Genomic DNA, 19,836 nt, shown 5'->3' on the forward strand with positions numbered 1-19,836 from the left:
CCGGGTCAGCTTCCGTTGAGGAAGTCGCGCGTCTCCGTGAAGACCTGGTGGTACTCCGGGATCCAGGAGAAGTGCTGGACGAAGCCGTGGCCCGCGCCCTCGTACCGGGTCACGGTCGCCGCCACGCCGGCCTCGCGCAGCCGGCGGCCGTAGAGCTCGCCCTCGTCGCGCAGCGGGTCGTGTTCCCCGGTGAGGATGAGGGCCGGCGGCAGCCCGGTGAGGTCCGTCCGCTTGAGCGGCGAGACGAGGGGGTCCGCGGGATCGGCGCCGCTGTCGATGTAGAAGGCGTTGAAGGGCTTCAGCCCCGCCGTCTCCAGGCCGTAGCCCACGGCGTTCTCGCGCAGCGAGGCATGGCGGTCGGCATTGAAGTCCAGGTCGAGCGAGGGGTAGTAGAGGATCTGGTGCGTGATCCGGTGGAAGCCTTCGTCGTGGGCCTTGGCGACGACCGCGGCGGCGAAGTTGCCGCCGGAGCTGTCGCCGGCGACGGCGAGAGTCGCGCCGTTCCAGGCAAGGCTCTCACCTTCGTCCGCGGCCCAGCGCGTGACCGCGTAGCAGTCGTCGAGACCGGCGGGGAAGGCGGCCTCGGGTGCCAGGCGGTAGCCCACCGAGATGACCTTGAACCCGGTCTCCTTGGCCAGCGAACGCGCGACGTGGTCGTGCGTCTCCGGGCTGCCGAGGAAGAACGCGCCGCCGTGAAAATAGACCAGGACGCCGTAGCTGTCGGCCTCGACCGGCGTGTAGATCCGCACCGGTACCTCGCCCGCCTCCGTCCGCGCGGTCACGTCTTCGACCGCGCGGAGCGCCAGGCGCTGTTCGAGGGGCGTGACATGTGCCTCGTCCCCGGCGCGCATGGCGGCCGGGTCGAGCGGGCCCCCGGCCGGGGCCGGCAGACCGGCGACGAACTTCGCGATCTCGGGATGCAGTGTCATGGCGTCACTTCTCCGATCCGAGAGCGGCGGGCTTCTGCCCGGGGAAGACCTCATCGATCTCGCCCTCGCTCCACCCCTGACGCGAGATGCGCTGCAGCTCGTCGGTGACCGGTTTACGGGTCGTCTGGAACAGGGCGAGCGCCTCCTTCACGGAGTCCGCCTGCTTCAGCGCGTCGGCGAGCGCGCCGGCGTCCTCGATGGCCGAGTTCGCGCCCTGGCCCTGGTGGTGCAGCATCGAGTGGGCCGCGTCGCCCATGAGGACGACGGAGTCCGAGTGCCAGGTGTCGACCGGGTCGATGTCGTAGACGGCGCGGATGTTGACGGTGGCCAGGTCGAGGTGGCGCGTGATGTTCACGAGGCGCTCGTCGAAGCCCTCCACCGTCGCCAGGAGGTCGTTCTTGGTGACCTGCGGTGCCCAGGTGCCGTCCGGGCACAGGGCGGTGATGTCGAACGACACCTGGCCCCGGTGGCGCAGCGGCAGCAGGTAGATCTTCGTGCCCCTGCCGATGTACATCCGCAGGTTGTCGTCGACGACCATTCCGTGGGCGTCGTCCATGGAGATGACCGCACGGTAGGCGTGCTCACCGGAGAACACCGGGTCCTTGTCGCTGAACAGCTCCTTGCGCACGACCGACTTGATGCCGTCGGCACCGATGACCACGTCGGCCTCGACGGTCTTGCCGTTGGCGAAGGTGAGAACGGCGCCGTCGCCCTTGTCCTGGACGGTCTCCAGCTTGTGACCGAGGTGCACCATGCCCTCGGGGAGCACTCCCAGGAGAGCGTCGATGAAGTCACCACGGTGGATCAGGTGGGTGTGGACCTGGTCGCCGGCGGCCGGCCACGCCTCCTGCACGATCGGGTCACCGGAGGGCGTGAGGATTTCGAAGCGGTCGCTCGGCGAGCTGACCTTCGCTATCGCGTCGAAGATCCCCCACTCGCGGAAGCGGTTCATGGTGGAAGGACGCAGGCCGATGCCGGCGCCGGCCTCCCGGATCTGGTTGGCCTGCTCGTAGACGTTGACGTCGGCACCGAGCAGGCTCAGGGCCTTGGCCGCCGCAGCGCCGCCGTACCCGGCTCCGACGACGGCGATCTTCAGGTTCTTCAGATCTGAGGGCTGCATAGGGGTTCTCTCTACTTCTGGATGGTCAGGAAGTCGGCCGGGTTGTCGACGAAGATCGTCTTGATCATGGCCTCGTCGAGACCGGCGGCGCGGAGATCGGGGATCAGGTCGTCGAAGATGTAGTTGACGGTGTGGCCCTTCACGCCCGGCCAGCCCAGTGGGCTGCAGTTGGCGTCGGCGGAGGCGAGGACCTGGTGCAGCCGGCCGTCGCCGATGAACCGGAGGAAGTGGTCCAGCCGCTCCTTGCGGGGGCGGGCCCAGAACGGCGGGTCCGAGAGCTCGGTCTCGTAGCCGAAGGTGTCGAAGCCGATGCGGCCGCCCTGCTCCGCGATCCAGATGTCGCGCGTCTTGTCGGCGTTCACGCCGTCGTCGACGTGCCCGAACAGGACGCGGTCCAGGGGAAGGTCCTCTTCGTCGAAGATCGCGATCGCGTTCTCGGCATCGATCGCGAGGTGGGTCAGGATCGGCACGCCTGTGGTGAGCGAGGCACGGGCGGCGGCGCGGTAGATGCGCTTGTCCAGGTCCGTCATACGGCCGCCGCGGCTCACCCCGACCTTGATGACGCCCGCGAGGCTGCCGGTGCCGCCGATGCCGACGGTGATCTCGTGGACGAACTGCCGGGTGAGGTACTCCACACCGGCCCGAGCGAAGTGCGGCAGGGCGGTGTCGCCGCCCACGAAGCCGGTGCAGGCCACGATGTGGACGCCGGTCTTCGCGGACAGCGACTTGTAGTAGTCGACGTCACGGCCGTTGCAGATCCCGGTCGCGTCGACGAACGTGCCGCCGCCGTGCTCATGGAACCGGCGCAGCTTCGGGACGGTCTCCTCGTACCGCTGCTCGGGGGTCTTCCACCACTTCGTGTCCAGCTCGGAGCCGGGCATGCCGTAGCCAATGTGCTCGTGGATGGCCACGAGGCCCAACTCCTCGGCCGGAATCGGCCCCAGGACCGTGTTCACTCTCGACACAGCACTCACCTTTGAATGAAGAGACTTGATGGTCGTGGGCGCCGGTGCGCTCAGCGCACCGACAGCAGGTCGCGCGGGTTGTCCACGAGAATCCGCTGCGTGTCCTCGTCGCTGAGGCCCTGTGCCTTCAGGAGCGGGACGAAAGCGGTCAGGATGTAGCTGTACGGCAGGCCGTTGCCGGGGTGGCCCTTCGCCACACCGGTGGCGTTGCTCGACAGCAGGATCCGGTTGCCGGAGCCTGCCCTCACGAGGTCGGCGACCAGGGTGGCCCGCTCGGCATCGGTGATGTGCGCCTCGTCCTCCACGCCGACGTGGTCGAGTGCGACGTAGGCGCCGCGGCGGGCGATGTCCAGGGGCGCACCGGCGGTGACGGCGTTCTTGCGGTCGAGTCCGGCGACGACGACGCGGTCGGCCGGCAGCTTCTCGTCCAGGGCGACGTCGAGGTCGTGGACGGCGTCGCTCCCGTAGCGGACGGAGACCGCGACACCCGTGCTGAGGGCGGTCCGGGCCGCACCGCGGACCAGACTCTCGTCGGTCGCGGTCATGCCTTCTGGGGTGGCGACGGTGGCGACCAGGCCGGCGGCGCCGCGTCGCTCCACGCGCGGGACCACCATCCCCTCCGTGACCTCCTTGGTGAAGAGGTCGGCGAACTTCTCGGCCGGCCACGGCGTCGGCGGGTTCGTCTGCGGCGTGAGGAAGTAACCGCCCAGCAGCTCCTCCGGCCCCTGCCCTGTCGAGGCGACGATGTGTACGCCGGTCGTGCGGGAGAGGGCCTCGTACAGCCGGACGTCCCGGCCGTGGAACATGCCGGTGCTGTCGACGATCGTGCCGCCGCCATGGGCGCGGAAATCCTTCAGCTTCGCGACGAGGACCTCGAAGATCTCCACGCGGTCGAAGGTGATGTCGAAGGCGTACTCAGCGCCAGGCACCACCGACAGCAGTGCCTCATGGACCGAGACGACGCCCAGTTCCCCGGTCGGCACCGGTCCCAGAACGGTGTTCACCGTGTTGCTCTTGACGCTCATGCCTGCCCTCACATGTCCGGGGGGGTACAGCACTGCACCCCTGTGGCTGGAGCCACATTAGCCATTCGGTTTACACGGCGTCAACGAAATGAACACACAGAAAAAACAATGGACTTAGAGTGTCGCGAGCACTCCGGGCCGGCCTCTCGGCGAGCGCGGAGGCCGGGGGCCGGCCTCCGCGCGAGGCACCATGCGCCGCCCGCGCAGGGCCTGCGCAGGCTTCCCCTCTGGAGCAGTGCGATCGAGCGGGCGAAGGCCGTCGCAAGGGCACTTGTTCACGGCGAGGATGCGCCGGAGCTCCGGTTTCGGGAGGGTTCGGTGGCCAAGGCGCGGAGCGGGCCGGTCTGCCACGGCCCGCGATGAGCTGCGCCCGCACGGCATTGCGGCGTCTGCCGGGTGACGGCCTCGTCGTCCGGCAAGGGACGGGAGTCACGCCGACCCGCGCGCTCCGGAACTGATAGCGCCGCTGCGCAGTGCCCTACGGCAGGCGCCCCACATCGTCACCTACCGCGTCGGCCTGTTGATCTCCGACTTTCCGCCGGCGCCTTCCTGGTCGCACGCGCGGGCGGCGTCGCTCTCCTTCGCCACCAAGTGGCCGCCACCATGCGGACGCTCGCCGACCTGCGGATCGAGGAGTTCCCGCTCCCCGGGCTCGGGGTCGACGTCGTCCGGAATCCCCGACGCGCCGATCAGTACTTCATCGCACGGCTCCGGGCGCTGCTGTGCGACGCCGCGGCGCAACTCCGACGCCGGCGGCGCTCAGGTCAGCAGCCGTACCCAGCTGGTGCTGAGCTCATCGAGCATCTGGTCACGCGTGAGCTTCCAGTCGGAGCCGTCCCAGTTCTGGGCGACGAAGTCGAGCTGGGCCATCGCAAGAACACCCCGGAAGTGGCGTTGATACGGCTCCAGGCGCCCAGCCATCGCCAGTCCGTCCTCGATGTCGCTGATGGCCTCCCCCATCCATCGCTCGACCAGGTCGGTGAGTTCCGGATCGACCACCGCGGCATGCCGGCCGACCCGGATGATGGGGTGGATGGCCGGCCAGCTGTCGGCGGTGCGCCGGAGCCACGCCATGATCGCCTCCGGCGTCCCGTCGGCGACCGTGGCGACAAGGTCCTGCGCCGTCGAGCCGTGCTCGGGAGAGCCGACGCGTTGCAGCGCCTCATTGAGCTGCTCGTCGATAAGTGCCTTCATGAGTTCGCTGCGGGAGGGGAAGTACGCGTAGAAGGTCACTCGCGTGGTGCCCGCCGCGGTCGCGATGTCGTCGACCGTGGTGGCGGCGTACCCCTTCGCCTTGAACAGCTCAAGTCCTGCCTCCAGCAGCAGCCGACGCGTCATCTGCTTCTGCTGCTCACGAAGGTTCGCCATGGCTGGATCCTAACGCGCCCCTGCATGTCGAACATGCATACCGCATTGATCCAATACATGACGTATCGAGTTCGTACGTGAAGTAAACCAATAGGTCAGCGTCCCCCGGTAGCTCGCGGGAGCAGGCCGACGGAGAGTCGTTCTCGCAGTTCAGCGACCGTGATGCCGTACGTCTCCAGGACTCGGACCCCGCCCGGTCCGGGGACGAAGACGCCGTAGTCGGTGTAGACGAGGCCGACGCAGGCGGGGCCGGTGAGCGGGTACGTACACGCGGGCACGAGCTTGGCGGCGCCGTCCCGGGTGAACAGCTTCATCATCACCAGGACCTGGCGCGCTCCGACGGCGAGATCCATCGCACCGCCCACGGCGGGGATGGCGTCGGGGTCTCCGGTGTGCCAGTTGGCCAGGTCGCCGTGTTGCGAGACCTGGAACGCCCCGAGGACGCACACGTCGAGGTGGCCGCCCCGCATCATCGCGAACGAGTCGGCGTGGTGAAAGTACGCCGCCCCTGGCAGCTCGGTGACCGGTACCTTTCCGGCGTTCGTGAGGTCGGGGTCCACCTCGTCGCCCACCGCGGCCGGACCCATGCCGAGCATGCCGTTCTCGGTGTGCAGCACGATTCCCGCGTCCGTGGGCAGGTACTCGGCGATCCTGGTCGGCTGCCCGATGCCGAGGTTGACATAGGCACCGGCCGGAATGTCCTGGGCGATGCGGGCCGCGAGTTCGTCGGTGGTGAGCGGGCCTCGGTGAGTGTGCTCCACCGGGCCCGTGCCGGGTGTGGTGTTCGTGGCCGTCATCAGCGGGCTCCCTGCACGGTGAGTCGTCGGGCCTCGGCCCGTACGAGACGGTCGACGTAGATGCCCGGCGTGACCACGGTCTCCGGGTCGATCTCCCCGACGGGCACGATCTCGGTGACCTGGGCGACTACCGTCGTGGCCGCGGTGGCCATGACGGGGCCGAAGTTCCGGGCGGTCTTGCGGTAGACGAGGTTGCCCATGGTGTCGGCACGGAGCGCCGAGATCAGGGCGACGTCCCCTTTGATCGGGTACTCCAGCACGTGGGCCCGGCCGTCGATCTCGCGGGTCTCCTTGCCCTCCGCCAGCGGAGTGCCGGCACCGACGGGGCTGTAGAACGCGCCGATACCCGCCCCGGCGGCCCGCATCCGCTCGGCCAGTGTGCCCTGCGGCACAACCTCCAGATCGACGCGGCCGGCCCGGTACAGCTCGTCGAAGACGTGAGAGTCGCTCTGCCGGGGGAAGGAGCAGATCACCTTGCGCACCCGGCCCGCCTTCAGCAGCGCCGCCAGGCCGACATCCCCGTTGCCGGCGTTGTTGGACACCACGGTCAGGTCACCGGCGCCGTGCCGGATCAGGGCGTCGATGAGGTCGAACGGCATGCCTGCCAGACCGAATCCGCCCACCAGGACGGTCGAGCCGTCCTCGATGCCCGCCACGGCCTCGTCGACCGTCGCGGCGATGACTGTCCTGCTCATCCCTGGTTCACCTCATCCGTCACGTTCTCCAGGACCACGGCGAGGGCCTGGCCCACGCCGATACAGACGGCCGCCACACCCCAGCGTTCGCGTCGCTCGATCAGCACCTTGGCCAGGGTGCCGAGCAGCCGGCCGCCCGAGGCGCCCAGCGGATGCCCGAGTGCGATGGCGCCACCCCGGGTGTTGACGATCTCCGGATCGATGCCCCAGGCGTCCATGCAGGCGAGCGACTGCACCGCGAACGCCTCGTTCAGCTCGACCACGCCGATGTCGCCCCAGCCGATACCGGCCCGGCGCAGTGCCTTCTCAGCGGCCTCCACAGGTGCGTATCCGAACATCTGCGGCTCGACGGCGTGCGCGCCGCGGCCTGCGATCCGGGCGAGGGGCCGCAGCCCGATGCGGTCGGCCGCCGCGGCGGTGCCGAGCAGTACGGCCGACGCCCCGTCACTCAGCGGGGAGGCGTTGCCCGCTGTGATCGTCCCGTCCGGGCGGAACGACGGCTTCAGGGCCGCCAGCCTGCCTGGCTCGGTGTCGGGGCGGATGCCCTCGTCGCGGGTGAGCTCCCCCATGGGAACGACCAGGTCGCCGTAGAAGCCGTCGTCCCAGGCCCGGTCGGCCAGCGTGTGGGAGCGGGCCGCGAACGCGTCCTGCCGCTCCCGGGAGATCGAGAACTTCTCCTGGAGCAGTTCGTTGCACTCCCCCAGTGAGCCGACCCACTCCTTCGGCATCGCGGGGTTGACCAGCCGCCAGCCCAAGGTCGTGGAGACGGCCGTGACGTCGCGGGCGGGGTAGGCGCGGTCCGGTTTGGGCAGCACCCAGGGCGCGCGGGTCATGGATTCCACACCGCCGGCGACGACGATGTCGGCGTCACCGGACTCCAAGGTGCGCGAGGCCATGATCGCCGCGTCCAGGCTGGAGCCGCACAACCGGTTCACGGTGGTGGCGGGCACGCTCGCCGGCAGTCCGGCCAGCAGGACTGCCATGCGGCCGACGTTGCGGTTGTCCTCGCCGGCGCCGTTGGCATTGCCCCACACCACGTCCTCGACGGCGGCCGGGTCGAGGTCCGGCGCCCTGGCCAGTACGCCCGCAAGCGCGTTGGCCGCCAGGTCGTCGGGGCGCACGCCGGCCAGTGCGCCGTTGAACCGGCCGAACGGTGTCCGGGCCGCCGCGTACAAGAAGGCGTCGGTCACTGGGAGACACCTCCGGCGAACGCGGTGGCGTCCGACTCGTCGAGCCGGCCCGAGGACAGCGGGATCGCGGTGAACATCGCGGGTTCCTCGTCCGGGGACAGCGCGGTGGGGCCGTACACCCAGTCGGTGAAGCCGTAGTCGTGGGCGTCCCGGCCGCGCATGATCGCGTTACGTCGCAGCCGCTGCTCGCCGTCCAGGTGCCACAGCTCGCCCCAGGCACGGGCGGTGGACTGCACCCGGCGGCAGTGCTCGGTACGGACCGCCTCGTAGGAGGCGAGTACGGCGTCCCAGTCCGGCGCTCCGGCGCTTCCGGTGGACTCTGCGGCCTGGCGGGCAACGTGCTGGGCGAAGACCCAGCCGTCCTCGATCGCCATGACCGCGCCCTGCGCCATGTACTGAAGCGGCGGGTGGGCGGCGTCGCCGAGCAGAGCGATCCGGCCGTGCACCCAGGTCTCGACCGGGTCCCGGTCGAGCATCTGCCACCAGCGGTCACGCCACATCAGCGGGATGCCCTTGCGTACGGTGTCGCAGGTGTCCGCGAAAGCCGCGTCCAGCTCGTCCGGCGTGCCCCAGTCGTCCTTCCCGGCCAGCGCCTTCGGCGACTCGAACACGGCGACCTGGTTGAACATGTCGCCGCCGCGCAGGGCGTACTGCACGAAGTGGCAGCGCGGACCGACGTACACGGTGACGTCCTTCTCCGCGATGCCGTTGCCGCGCACCTCGTCGATCGGAACGGCCGCGCGGTAGGCGACGTAGCCGGAGCTGACCACGTCGTCTCCGACCAGTTCGCGCCGGGCCACCGAGTGCAGGCCGTCGGCGGCGATGATCACCGGCGCTTCCTCGGTCCGGCCGTCCTCCAGGCGGACCCGGGCGCCGCCGTCGGTGTGCTCGTAGTCGACGACCGTCCGGTCGGTCAGCAGCTCCACCCCGGCCCGCTGACAGGCGCGCAGGAAAAGGCCGTGCAGGTCGCTGCGGTGGATCACCATGTACGGGAATCCGTAGCGCCGCTCCAGGTCCCGCAGGTCGAGGCGGGTCAGCTCACGGGAGTCGAGGGCGTCGCGCATCACCATGTTCTCCGGGAGCACGCCCAGCTCCTTGGCCTCGTCGAGCAGTGCGTACTCGTCGAGGATGCGGGTGCAGTTGGGCGCGATCTGGATGCCGGCGCCGACCTCGCCGAACTCCGCGGCCCTTTCGAGGACGCGCACGCGCATCCCCTGCCGCGCAAGGGCGAACGCGGCGCTGAGGCCACCTATGCCTCCTCCGACGACGATCACGTCGGGTTTGTCGCTGGTGGGAGGGGTCGCAGGGTTCATCGTCTCTTCCTCGAGTCGCAGGAGTCGTCGGGTGGCTGAGGTCAGCGGGTGGCTGAGGTCGCCGGTGGTCGGCCGGTCCGGGTGTGCCCGGTGATCAGAGCCAGGGAGCCAGGGCAGGCGCGGGCCCGCCGTCCGAGGTGGTGAGGACGTGGTGCCGCCCGGTGAGACAGGCCGCGATCTCGTGGAGCGGGCCGACGAGCACGGTCGGTTCGCCCTCCCCCGGGAGGGTCCAGAGGGCACCGGTGCCGGTCACCCGCAAAACCACCGCCGGGCCACGGTCCTTGGCGCGCTTGGCGACGACGTCGTCGCAGAGCGCGGCGAGGAAGCCGGTGGGCAGGTCGGCGAAGGTCAGGCCGGTGCCCAGGTCGACCGCGTGGACGCACACCTCGCGGGAGCGCATCCAGGGCAGTTCGGTGGCGGGCACGGTGCGGCCCTGTGCCGTCACGACCGGGAACTGCCACTGCTCGTCACCGAGCGAGCCCGTCGACGCGGCCAGCTCCTCCGCGGAACGCCGCAGCCACGCGGTCAGTTCGGCGGCCGGCATCCCGGTGCCCCGTTCGATACCGGCGAGGCGTTCCTCGGGAGAGGCGTACATCGGCGTGCGCTCGCCGGTGGCGGCCCAATGGACGAGGTTGCCCAGGGCGTCGGCATTGGCGGCGACATGCGCGACCAGATGCTTGCGGGTCCAGCCCGGCAGCGAGCTCGGCGCGTCCAGCCCGGTGTCACCGAGGTCGGCCGCCCGGACGAACAGGGTGGTGCCGAGCTGCGCCCACCGGCGAGTGTCCTCGAACGTGCGGGACATCAGACGGACTTCTCCTTGACGACACGGTTCTCCAGGCGGCCGATGCCGTCGATCTCGGCGACGACCGTCTCGCCCCCCAGCAGGTAGCGCCCCGGCTTGCGGGCGTGCCCGACCCCGCCCGGGGTGCCGGTGGCGATGATGTCGCCCGGGTTCAGGCGCACGATCGTCGAGACGTACTCGACCAGGGCGACCGGGTCGAAGAGCAGGTCGGCGGTGGAGTCGGACTGCATGACCTCACCGTCCACGGTCAGCCGGATGTCAAGGGCGGGGCGTACGCCGCCGGGCAGTTCGTCGGGGGTGACGAGGCAGGGGCCGACCGGGGTGGTGGAGTCCCACATCTTGCCCTGCAACCACTCGCGGGTGCGGAACTGCCAGTCCCGGCAGGTGATGTCGTTCAGGACGGTGAACCCGGCGATCGCCTGCTCGGCCTCCTCGCCCCGGGCGCGGCGCACGCGCTTGCCGACGACCACCGCGAGCTCGGCCTCCCAGTCGAACTGGCCTGTCTCCTCCGGCCGCTGGATGTCGTCACCGGCGCCGATCAGCGCGTCGGCGAACTTCGCGAACAGGGTGGGGTGCTCCGGCAGGTCCCGGCCCATCTCCTTGATGTGGTTGCGGTAGTTGAGTCCGACGCAGATCACCTTCGAGGGCTGCGGGACCACGGGCGCGTACCCGGCGCCTTCGGCCGCGTACGTCTCGGCGTTCCCGGCGGTGGCCACGGCGGCGCGCTCGGCCCAGCCGTCCTGTCCCAGCAGGCTGCCCACGTCCGGGACCCCGAGGTCGATCAGGACGTCACCGTCGAGCCGGACAGCCCTGGTGGTGGTGCCGGTACGGAGGGTGGCGAGCTTCATCGGGTGGTTCCTTCCACATGGGTACGGTCGAGCCGGAGGGCCTCGAAGATCGGGGAGTCACTGAATCGGAACAGGTCCAGGGCTCCGGAGTCGGAGTCCGTGGCGCCCGCCTCGGAGCGCACGGACAGCGGCTGCCAGGAGGGGACGACGAACAGATCGCCGCGCGTCACGGTCCAGGACGTGTCCCCGACGGTGACGGTGCCGGAGCCGTCGAAGACCTGGTAGACCGATGAGCCGGTCTCTCGAACCGGTGCGGTCTCGGTGCCGCGCGCGACGCGGTGCATCTCGGCGCGGATGGTGGGCAGCACGTCGGCAGCGGTCGCCGGGTCAGTGAACCGGATGGCGGCGTGGCCGGGCTCGACGGTGCCGGCGAAGCCCTCCGACTCCAGGGCGAGCTGATCGCTCAGGGCCCGGTCGGTGTGCTCCCAGCGGTACGCCAGCAGGGGCGTGCCGGGAAGTGATGCCACGGCCGCGACCGGGCGCAGGCCGGGGTGCCCCCACAGGCGCTCGGCGCGCGAGCGGTCCGGGGTGCTGCGCTCGGCCTCGCCGATCCCGTCCCGGCCGAACTCGAAGAACTGGGTCTCGCCGGCGTACTGGAACGGGATGTCGAGACCGTCGATCCAGGCCATCGGCTCGGTGGTGGCGTTGTGGTGCGCGTGCATGTTCCACCCGGCCTGCGGCAGGAAGTCGCCGCGCCGCATGGCCACCGGGTCACCGCCGACGACCGTCCACACGCCCTCGCCCTCGACAACGAACCGGAACGCGTGCTGGGTGTGGCGGTGCTCGGGGGCGTCCTCCCCCGGCATGAGGTACTGGATGGCGGCCCACAGGGTGGGCGTGGCGAACGGTCGGCCGCCCAGCGAGGGATTGGCCAGCGCGATGGCGCGGCGCTCGCCGCCACGGCCGACCGGGACGATCTCTCCGGCCTGCGCGGCCAGGGCCCGTAGCTGTTCCCAGCGCCAGAGGTGCGGGACCGCACGCGAACGCGGATGCGCCGGCATCAGGTCACCGATCTCGGTCCACAGCGGGACGAGGAGTTCCTGTTCGAAGCCCCGGTACAGCTCTTCGAGCGCCGGGGTGACCTCGGGCTGGCCCGCTGTGGAAACGGCCCGCAGCCGGACGGGGGAGCCCGTGGCGATGTCTTGAGTGAGGGAGGACTGAGTCACGGGCTCAGAGTGCGCTGGTTTCGCACACAAGACATGTAGATTCTGGAGAGCAGAACCGCACATGGGACCGCGAGGCCCGTCAGAGCGAAGCCGTACCGGACACCGGCCGGAAGGCGCACCAGGAGGCCCCGTGGACAAGCCGCTCAAGACGCCGCCGCCGTATCCCATCGCGAGCGTCGACCATGCCCTGAGGGTGGCGACCATGCTGCAGATGGAGGGCGGGGCGACCGTCTCGCAGATCGCCGAGCGGCTTGGGGTGGCCCGGTCCACGGCCCACCGGCTCCTGGCGATGCTCGTCTACCGGGACTTCGCCGTGCAGGACGAGAACCGCGGCTACCGGGCGGGCCCCGTACTCGAACTGGCAGCGCACTCGCAGTCACAGGTGTCCCGGCTGCGGGCCGCCGCGCTCCCCCATCTGCGCCGGCTGGTCGACCTCTTGGACGAGACCGCGAACCTCACCATCCGCACGGGGGACACGGCCCGGTTCATCGCCAGCGTCGAGAGCGGGCAGGCACTGCGGGTCGGCTCCCGGGAGGGGATGGTGTTCCCGGCCCACCGCACGACCGCCGGCCTGCTCCTCCTCTCCGAACTCGACGACGCCGAACTGGCGGAGGTCTACTCCGCGGCGCGCTTCTCCGACCGCCCCGCGGAGCGGCCCGACCTCGCGCAGCTGCGGAGCGAGCTGGGGCTCATCGGCCGCAACGGATTCGCCGTGAACCAGGAGCGCTCCGAGCGCGGACTCGTCGCCGTCGGGGTGCCGGTGCGCGGCCGGGACGGGAAGGCCCAGGCGGGCCTGTCGGTCTCGATGCCCAGCGTGCGCTACGACCCCCACGGCCTGCGGTCGCTGATCGCCGCCCTCGGCGTCGCGGCACGCGCACTGGAGGCGGAACTGACCGCGGCGCACTGATCCGCGCCCCTCGGACACCGCCCGCACCCGCACCGAACCTTACGACAAGAACATTTTCCGTAAGCGACGAACATTTCATTGACATGCCGTAAAGCTAAATGTCATCCTCCACGGCACCGCACCGGACTCCAGCTGTGCCCTCCCCCCACCTCGAGTACGGCGGCGGCTCACCCTCTCCTCGCTCCGGCAGTCGCCGGGGCCACCCCGCCCGGCGGCGGGGCACTTCACCTTCCCAGCCAGGGAGAAGCAATGACGCTCAACAACGGGACGACGACGTCCCACGGCCCAACCGCGGGGGCGGCCCGGATGCCGGGCTACGCGGGGACGCTGGCTGCCACCAGCTGTGCGGTGTTCGTGGCGCAGGTCGCCAACGCACTGCCGGCTTCCCTCAACGGTCTCTTCCAGCAGGACCTGAACACCCACGGCTCACAACTGACCTGGATCACCGCGGCCTTCATGATCGCCGTGGTCTGCTTCGAGTTCACCTTCGGCGTGCTCGGCGACCTGTTCGGCCGCAAGAAGCTGATCACCGCAGGCGCTGCCCTCGTCGCCGTCGGCAGCGCCGTGGCCGCGGTCGCGCCCAGCGTGCAGGTCCTCTGGGTCGGTGCCGCACTCAACGGCCTCGGGGCCGGTGCCCTGTTCCCCGGCTCGCTCACCATGCTCGCGTCGGTCACGCGCAACGCGCGGGAACGGGCCCGCGCCATCGCGCTGTGGAGCGGGTTCCTCTCCGCCGGCGCGGCCCTCTCACCCCTTCTCGGCGGAGTGTTCGCCGAGGTCGGCTCCTGGCGTGGCTCCTTCTGGGTGCTCGTCGCGCTCGCCGTACTGAGCGTGGTGCTCACACTCTCGCTGACCTCGGAGTCCAGATCACCCGCGGGCCGCGAGCTCGACATACCTGGCCAGATCACGTTCGCCATCGGTCTCGTCCTGGTGCTGTACGCGGCCGTCGAGGGACCCGAGTCGGGGTGGACCACCCTTCCCGTCATCCTGTCCGCCCTCATCGGCGTCTGTTTCCTCGCCGGCTTCATCCTGGTCGAGGTCGGCGCCAAGTCCCCGATCTTCGACCTGACCCTGTTCAGGAACCGGGCCTTCACCGTGTCGTCCGTCGTCGCCGTGATCGGCATGCTCGCCTTCCTCGGCGCCTGCTTCGCGACGAGCATGTGGCTCGGACCGGTACAGCACCAGGACCCGCTGCGCGTAGCCATCCCGTTCCTGCTCCTGCAAGGGCCCGCGTTCGTCCTCATCCCGGTCGTCTCCCGCCTGCTGCACCGGGTCGCACCGACGTGGCTGCTGACCTCGGGCTTCGCCCTGATGAGTATCGGCTGCCTCCTGAGCACCCGCCTCGACGTCACCGACCTCGACCTGACCGCTTTCGTCGTACCGCACCTGATGATCGGCGTCGGATTCGCGCTGTGCGTGAGCTCGGTGACAGCCGTGGCGCTGGACAGCGTGCCCCCGCAGCTGGCCGGCATGGCAAGCGCCACGACCAACATGCTCCGCGACCTCGGCTTCGCCCTCGGCCCCATCGTCGTCGGCGCGGTCGCCCTGAGCCGGGCGGGAACAGCGTTCTCGTCGAACCTGCAGGACGCGAACCTCCCGGCGGACCAGCTGGGGGCCGCGCGCGGCATCGCCGCAGAGGGAGGGCCCATCGCCGTGAACAGTCTGCCCCCCGGCGCCCCCGGCTCGGCAGCACACGATCTCGCCCTCAACGCACTGGGCACCGGCTTCAGCAACGCGTTCCTCATCTGCGGTATCGCCGCTGCCCTGGCAGCGGTCCTGACAGCGGTCGGCATGATCGGCGTCCGCCCCCTCCGCTCCCCCGACGCCGAGCCCCCGGCCGACTCCTCGATCAGCTCCGCAAGCCTCGGGGTCCGAGCCCTGCCATAGGAATGAGCAAAGGCCGCACGTCGCCGTCCTCGTCCGCGACAGATGCTGCGGGCCTGTATTATTTGCTGCGAAGTCCGGCGCGTACAAGCACTTCGAAACAGCGCCCGTCTCCCGAGTCAGCTCGGGCGACGGGCGCTGTTTTTTTATTGCCGGTCTCCGTATCAAGCAACGAGGAGCCGCACTGTGAGCGACAACCCCTTTCACACACACCTGCCGCGCAACCCGAAAGAATCCGTAACGTTCATGCTGGTCATCGCCGTGATCTCGGTGAACACCATCCCGGTGGCGATCGGCGGCCTGACCGCCGGCTTCACCGTGGCCATGTGGACCGATCTGCTGCGGGTGATGCCGGTCCTGCTGGTCGCGGTCGTGGCCGTCGTGCTGCTGACGATGAAGCCCGCCCAGTTGCTCACCTCGCGACTCGTGCGCCCGGACGACAGCTTCCGCGCCCATATGATCTTGAACGCCCTGTGCAGCGTGCTGCTGATCTCCCTCGTGATGACGGTGGTCGGCACGTGGATCGGCACGCGGCAGGTCTCGACCGAGCCCCTTGAGCAGTTCGCGCATCTGTGGCCGCGGAACTGCACCATCGCGTTCCTCATCGAGGCGCTGCTCGCCCAGCCGGTCGCCCGGCAGGTCATGCGCCGCCATCACCAGCGCGTCGACGCCCGCGCCGCTCTCGCAGCGGCCTGACAGCCGCACCCGGCACGAGAGCGTCGTGCTGGTCGGGAGGGGGGTCCGCACCGACATCGCCCTTTCGGGAACGAGGGCGAGCGATGACGGCCGCGGCACTCCGGCCCGAGCCGGCAAGCCAGCCCCCGCGGCAGGAGGCCAAGATCCGCCGGTGATCCGAACGTCAAGATCTCCGCGGTTCGCAGGCTGCTTCCCCGGTATCGGAACGGCATGCCCCGGGCCGGAGCGCCGTCCGGCCCACGACGGGCACGTCCGTCAGTCCTCGCCGAAGTCGTGGTCGGGGTGGTTGGCCTCGCCCACGGCCCAGTAGCCACGCGTCGTTGCCCGCGTGCGCGGCAACACCCGGTCGCCGAGGAGGTACGAGCGGGCCTTGCGGACCGCCGACGCCTCGCAGGCGATCCAGACGTGCGTGTCGTCCCCGAGGCCATCTCGGTGGAGCGCGTCGACGAGGGCGGCGCCCGGCTCGCCCACCCGTTGGTGCCAGGTCACCTCGACACCCGTATGCGCCGGCAGGCCGACGCGAACCTCGGGGCCCTCGGCCTCCAGGTGCACCTGACCGGTGACGTCGTCCGGCAGCGCTTCGAGCAGAGTGGCGATCGCGGGAAGGGCGCTCTCGTCGCCGCCGATCCACCATGAGGTCGCCGTCGGATCGACGGAGAAGCGGCCGGCCGGTCCGCCGATGGCGGCACGGCTGCCGGGCTCGGCCCGCGCGGCCCACCGCGCGGCCGGCCCATCGCCGTGCGACACGAACCAGACCTCGAGGGTGCCGGCCTCGGCATCGAAGCGCCGGGGTGTGTACGTCCGCATCGTCGGTCGGCCGTCGGGCCATTCGAGGCGGCCGTCCGGGCCGACAACCGGCCGCGCGACGTTGCCCTCTGCGTCCGGCAGGAAGAGCTTGATGTGCGCCGTCGGGGCGGGCTCGGCGAAGTCGGCGAGGGACTCGCCGGCGAACACCACCGCCACCATCCGAGGGTTCAGCGGCTGGACGTCGACGACCTCGACGTGGCGCGGCGGCCGGCGGCGTGGGCCACCGGGACGGCCTTGGGGCCGGGGACGGCCGTAGTCCGGGGAGAGGGACAAGAGGTGCTCCTTCACTTGCCGGCGCGGCCCTGGCCGGGCGCGCCGATGAACCGCTCGGCCAGGGCTTCGGAGCCTCGGGCGAGCATGGAGACATCGGCGCCGACGAGGACGAACGACGCGCCCCGGTCGAGATAGGCGGACGCGACAGCCGGGTCGAAGGCGTTGACGCCGACGGGCTTGCCGACGCCGCGGACGGCCTCGAAGGCCCGCTCGACCGCGACCACCACGTCGGGGTGGGTCTGACGGCCGATCAGGCCCATCGACGCGGCGAGGTCGGACGGACCGACGAAGACACCGTCGACGCCGTCGACCGCGGCGATCTCGGCGGCGTTCCCGACCCCGGTGACCGACTCGATCTGGACGAAGAGCGAGACGTGGTCGTCCCCGTTGGCCAGGTAGTCGTCGACGCGGTTCCACCGGGCCGAGCGCGCGAGGGCCGATCCGACCCCGCGGTTGCCGCGCGGTGGGTAGCGCACCGCCCGCACGGCCGCCTCGGCCTGCTCCGGGGTGTCGATCATCGGGATCAGGACGTTCTGGGCACCGAGGTCGAGGATCTGCTTGACCATGACCGGCAGCAGGCCCGGCGCCCGGACGAGCGGGCTGACCGGGTGGGCGGCGACCGCCTGGAGCTGCGCGAGCACCGACTCGAGCTGGTTGGGCCCGTGCTCCATGTCGATCAGCAGCCAGTCGAGGCCGCCGCCCGCGCAGATCTCGGCGACGAGCGGGCTGCCGCTGCACACCCACATGCCGATCAGGGGGCGGTCGGAGGCGGCGAGCGCCTCGCGAAAGGTCGCCGGGAGGTTCACCGGAAGCTGCACGAGATCGTTCCCATCGTTCCGTAGTCGCAGAGCACCGTGTCGCCGCGCGACACCCACATCGGCCGGGTGAAGGATCCGGCGAGGATCAGTTCGCCGGCGTCGAGGCCGGTGCCGTGCTGGTGGAGCTTGTTGGCGAGCCACGCGACGCCCGTGGCGGGGTGGTTGAGCACACCGGCGGCGACGCCGGTCTCCTCGATCGTCTCGTTGCGGTAGAGCAGCGCGGAGATCCAGCGCAGGTCGACCGCGTCGGGGGCGACGGGGTTCCCACCGAGCACCAGGCCGCCGTAGCCGGCGTTGTCGGCGATGGTGTCGACGATCGTGCGTCCCTCGAGTTCCAGGTGCGAGTTGAGGATCTCCAGCGCCGGGACGACGTACTCCGTCGCACGGAGCACGTCGAAGACAGTGCAGTGGGGACCCTTCAGCGGCGCTTTGAGCAGGAAGGCGAGTTCGACCTCGATGCGGACGTTGGAGAACTCGTCGAACGGCACGACAGCGCCGTTCTCCCAGACGGTGTCGTCGAACATCACGCCGTAGTCCGGCTCGGTGATGCCCGTCGCCGCCTGCATGGCCCTGGACGTCAGCCCGATCTTGCGGCCGACGACGCGGCGTCCGGCCGCGATCCGCCGGTCGCGCCAGAACCCCTGGATGGCGTACGAGTCCTCCACCGTCGCCTCTGGGTACCGGGCGGTGATGCGCGGCAGCACGGCACGGTCGCCGTGTGCCCGCTCGAGCTCGGCGGCGAGCTCGGTGAGGGTCTGGTCGGGAAGCACGGTCAGGCTCCTTGGTTGACGCGGTCACTGCGGTGGGGGCCGTGGGCGCCGTGGGTCTTGTGGGTGCGGAAGGCGTCGAGGGAGCCGGTGCGGTGCCGGCGCACGGCCTGCTCGATCCGGTCGGACGTCCCGCCCCCCTCGATGAGGTCGAGCAGGTCGTCGTGCTCGCACACGGACTCTCGGGGCCGGTGGGGGACGAACCCGAAGATGGAGTCGCGCATGTGGCCCAGCCGGGACCACTCCGCGTCGGCCATCTCCAGGAGCCGGGGGTTGGGGCACCCGGAGTAGAGGGTGCGGTGGAACTCCTGGTTGAGGGCGCTGAAGTGCCGGAAGTCGAAATCACTGAGCCCGCCGCGCATCGCCGCGTTGAGTTCGCGGGCGTGCGCCAGGTCCCGCCGGGTGAGGTGCGGCGTCGAGAGTGCCGTCGCCGCGCTCTCGAGCACGGTGATGACCTCCATCGTGTGGATGTAGCGGTCCGGGTCGACCATGGAGACACTCGCGCCGACGTTGGGCTCGAAGGTCACCAGCCCCTCGGCCGTGAGGTGGCTGATGGCCTCGCGGACCGGCACCACGCTCATGCCGAGCTGGGCGGCGAGCGCCGTCAGGACGAGGCGGTAGCCGGGACCGAACGACCCGGACGTGATCCGCTCACGGATCCACTCGTGGGCAACCCGCGACTTGCTCGCGGCCGGCGCCGGCCGGGTCCGGGTCACGAGGCGGCCCGCGCCGTGTCCGACGGCGCCGTTTCCGGCCGGGCGGCGCGTGCGGCCTCGTACCTCGCCCGCCATTCGGCGTTCATCGGGAAGAGCCCCTCGACGGGGTGTCCCTCGGCGACCTTCCGGGCGATCCAGCCGTCCTCCTCCTCCTGGGCGATGGTGGCGTCGGCGATCTCCGCCGCGACCCCCGGCGGGATCACGACGACCCCGTCGGCGTCGCCGACGAGGATGTCGCCGGGCTGCACGGTGGCACCGCCGCACGCGATGGTGAGGTCGGCGTCCCAGGGGACGTGCTTGCGGCCGAGCACGGCGGGGTGCGGCCCCGCCGTGAAGACGGGGATGCCCACGGTGGCGACGGTTTCCGCGTCGCGCACCCCGCCGTCGGTCACGACGGCCGCGGCGCCGCGGGCATGGGCGCGGATCGCGAGGATGTCACCGAGCGTGGCCGATCCCTGCTCGCCGCGCGCCTCGATGACGAGGACCTCGCCCTCCTCCACGGAGTCGAAGGCACGCTTCTGTGCGTTGTAACCGGCGCCATGGCTGATGAAGAGGTCTTCGCGGAAGGGGACGAAACGCAGCGTCCGGGCGGTGCCGACGAACTTCTGCCCCGCCACCAGGGGACGGACGCCGTCGATGAACACGCACTCGAGGCCCCGGCGGCGCAGCTGGGCCGAGAGTCCGGCGACGGGCGCCGACTCGAGCTTGGCCCGCAGCGCCGGGGGCAGGTGGGAGGCGGGTGTGCTGTTCAAG

The 19,836-nt window shown here is 70.6% G+C and carries 21 protein-coding genes; 3 read left to right on the forward strand and 18 right to left on the reverse strand.

What is annotated here, in order from left to right:
- Positions 1-5: 5 nt before the first annotated feature.
- From ACIO3R_RS28310 to ACIO3R_RS28370, 13 genes are all read right to left on the reverse strand, one after another.
- The gene (locus ACIO3R_RS28310) at positions 6-929 is read right to left on the reverse strand and encodes an alpha/beta hydrolase (RefSeq protein WP_402109746.1); all 924 of its coding nucleotides are present in this window, start codon (positions 927-929) and stop codon (positions 6-8) included.
- Between the two features lie 4 nt (positions 930-933).
- Entirely contained in the window at positions 934-2,049 is a 1,116-nt protein-coding gene (locus ACIO3R_RS28315) for an FAD-dependent oxidoreductase (protein WP_402109748.1), read from the reverse strand.
- An 11-nt stretch (positions 2,050-2,060) separates the two neighbouring features.
- Positions 2,061-3,014, reverse strand: coding sequence for a phosphotriesterase (locus ACIO3R_RS28320; protein WP_402109751.1), 954 nt, complete (start codon positions 3,012-3,014; stop codon positions 2,061-2,063).
- A gap of 50 nt (positions 3,015-3,064) precedes the next feature.
- The gene (locus ACIO3R_RS28325; protein ID WP_385028335.1) at positions 3,065-4,039 is read right to left on the reverse strand and encodes a phosphotriesterase; all 975 of its coding nucleotides are present in this window, start codon (positions 4,037-4,039) and stop codon (positions 3,065-3,067) included.
- Positions 4,040-4,543: 504 nt separating this feature from the next.
- Positions 4,544-4,780 (reverse strand): hypothetical protein, encoded by a 237-nt coding sequence (locus tag ACIO3R_RS28330; protein ID WP_402109754.1) that lies wholly within the window; start codon positions 4,778-4,780, stop codon positions 4,544-4,546.
- Between the two features lie 18 nt (positions 4,781-4,798).
- Positions 4,799-5,407: a TetR/AcrR family transcriptional regulator gene (locus ACIO3R_RS28335; protein ID WP_385028338.1), complete on the reverse strand. Its 609-nt coding sequence runs from the start codon at positions 5,405-5,407 to the stop codon at positions 4,799-4,801.
- A 95-nt stretch (positions 5,408-5,502) separates the two neighbouring features.
- Positions 5,503-6,204 (reverse strand): 3-oxoacid CoA-transferase subunit B, encoded by a 702-nt coding sequence (locus ACIO3R_RS28340; RefSeq protein ID WP_402109757.1) that lies wholly within the window; start codon positions 6,202-6,204, stop codon positions 5,503-5,505.
- Positions 6,204-6,899 carry a 3-oxoacid CoA-transferase subunit A gene (locus tag ACIO3R_RS28345; RefSeq protein WP_402109760.1) on the reverse strand — a complete coding sequence of 232 codons (696 nt, stop codon included), beginning with the start codon at positions 6,897-6,899 and terminating at the stop codon, positions 6,204-6,206. Before ACIO3R_RS28345 ends, ACIO3R_RS28340 begins: the two co-directional genes overlap by 1 nt.
- Entirely contained in the window at positions 6,896-8,089 is a 1,194-nt protein-coding gene (locus tag ACIO3R_RS28350) for a thiolase family protein (protein ID WP_385028347.1), read from the reverse strand. Before ACIO3R_RS28350 ends, ACIO3R_RS28345 begins: the two co-directional genes overlap by 4 nt.
- Positions 8,086-9,402 carry an FAD-dependent oxidoreductase gene (locus ACIO3R_RS28355; RefSeq protein ID WP_385028350.1) on the reverse strand — a complete coding sequence of 439 codons (1,317 nt, stop codon included), beginning with the start codon at positions 9,400-9,402 and terminating at the stop codon, positions 8,086-8,088. Before ACIO3R_RS28355 ends, ACIO3R_RS28350 begins: the two co-directional genes overlap by 4 nt.
- A gap of 94 nt (positions 9,403-9,496) precedes the next feature.
- A complete protein-coding gene (locus tag ACIO3R_RS28360; protein WP_402109764.1) occupies positions 9,497-10,204 on the reverse strand; it encodes a maleylpyruvate isomerase family mycothiol-dependent enzyme in 708 nt (235 codons plus the stop codon).
- Positions 10,204-11,052 (reverse strand): fumarylacetoacetate hydrolase family protein, encoded by an 849-nt coding sequence (locus ACIO3R_RS28365; RefSeq protein WP_402109767.1) that lies wholly within the window; start codon positions 11,050-11,052, stop codon positions 10,204-10,206. The genes ACIO3R_RS28360 and ACIO3R_RS28365 overlap by 1 nt, the downstream gene beginning before the upstream one ends.
- A complete protein-coding gene (locus ACIO3R_RS28370; RefSeq protein WP_402109769.1) occupies positions 11,049-12,218 on the reverse strand; it encodes a cupin domain-containing protein in 1,170 nt (389 codons plus the stop codon). Before ACIO3R_RS28370 ends, ACIO3R_RS28365 begins: the two co-directional genes overlap by 4 nt.
- A gap of 130 nt (positions 12,219-12,348) precedes the next feature.
- On the opposite strand from ACIO3R_RS28370, the gene ACIO3R_RS28375 reads away from it, so the two are divergent.
- From ACIO3R_RS28375 to ACIO3R_RS28385, 3 genes are all read left to right on the forward strand, one after another.
- Positions 12,349-13,125 carry an IclR family transcriptional regulator gene (locus ACIO3R_RS28375; RefSeq protein WP_385028362.1) on the forward strand — a complete coding sequence of 259 codons (777 nt, stop codon included), beginning with the start codon at positions 12,349-12,351 and terminating at the stop codon, positions 13,123-13,125.
- A gap of 249 nt (positions 13,126-13,374) precedes the next feature.
- Positions 13,375-15,009 carry an MFS transporter gene (locus tag ACIO3R_RS28380; protein WP_402109774.1) on the forward strand — a complete coding sequence of 545 codons (1,635 nt, stop codon included), beginning with the start codon at positions 13,375-13,377 and terminating at the stop codon, positions 15,007-15,009.
- 183 nt (positions 15,010-15,192) lie between these two features.
- A complete protein-coding gene (locus ACIO3R_RS28385; RefSeq protein ID WP_385028368.1) occupies positions 15,193-15,702 on the forward strand; it encodes a hypothetical protein in 510 nt (169 codons plus the stop codon).
- Between the two features lie 255 nt (positions 15,703-15,957).
- On the opposite strand, the gene ACIO3R_RS28390 is transcribed toward ACIO3R_RS28385, so the two are convergent.
- From ACIO3R_RS28390 to ACIO3R_RS28410, 5 genes are read right to left on the reverse strand one after another with little or no spacing between them, the layout of a single operon-like run.
- On the reverse strand, positions 15,958-16,782 hold the full coding sequence (locus tag ACIO3R_RS28390; protein WP_402109778.1) for a siderophore-interacting protein: 825 nt from the start codon (positions 16,780-16,782) through the stop codon (positions 15,958-15,960).
- Between the two features lie 11 nt (positions 16,783-16,793).
- Positions 16,794-17,600, reverse strand: a complete 807-nt coding sequence (locus tag ACIO3R_RS28395) for an HpcH/HpaI aldolase/citrate lyase family protein (RefSeq protein ID WP_402109782.1) — start codon at positions 17,598-17,600, stop codon at positions 16,794-16,796.
- On the reverse strand, positions 17,585-18,370 hold the full coding sequence (gene hpaH / locus ACIO3R_RS28400; RefSeq protein WP_385353694.1) for a 2-oxo-hept-4-ene-1,7-dioate hydratase: 786 nt from the start codon (positions 18,368-18,370) through the stop codon (positions 17,585-17,587). Before hpaH ends, ACIO3R_RS28395 begins: the two co-directional genes overlap by 16 nt.
- 2 nt (positions 18,371-18,372) lie before the next feature.
- On the reverse strand, positions 18,373-19,083 hold the full coding sequence (locus ACIO3R_RS28405) for a GntR family transcriptional regulator (protein WP_385028380.1): 711 nt from the start codon (positions 19,081-19,083) through the stop codon (positions 18,373-18,375).
- Positions 19,080-19,835: a ribonuclease activity regulator RraA gene (locus ACIO3R_RS28410; protein WP_385353698.1), complete on the reverse strand. Its 756-nt coding sequence runs from the start codon at positions 19,833-19,835 to the stop codon at positions 19,080-19,082. The genes ACIO3R_RS28405 and ACIO3R_RS28410 overlap by 4 nt, the downstream gene beginning before the upstream one ends.
- Position 19,836 lies beyond the last annotated feature (1 nt).

The organism is Streptomyces sp. NPDC087428 (genome assembly GCF_044744085.1).
GTDB lineage: Bacteria > Actinomycetota > Actinomycetes > Streptomycetales > Streptomycetaceae > Streptomyces.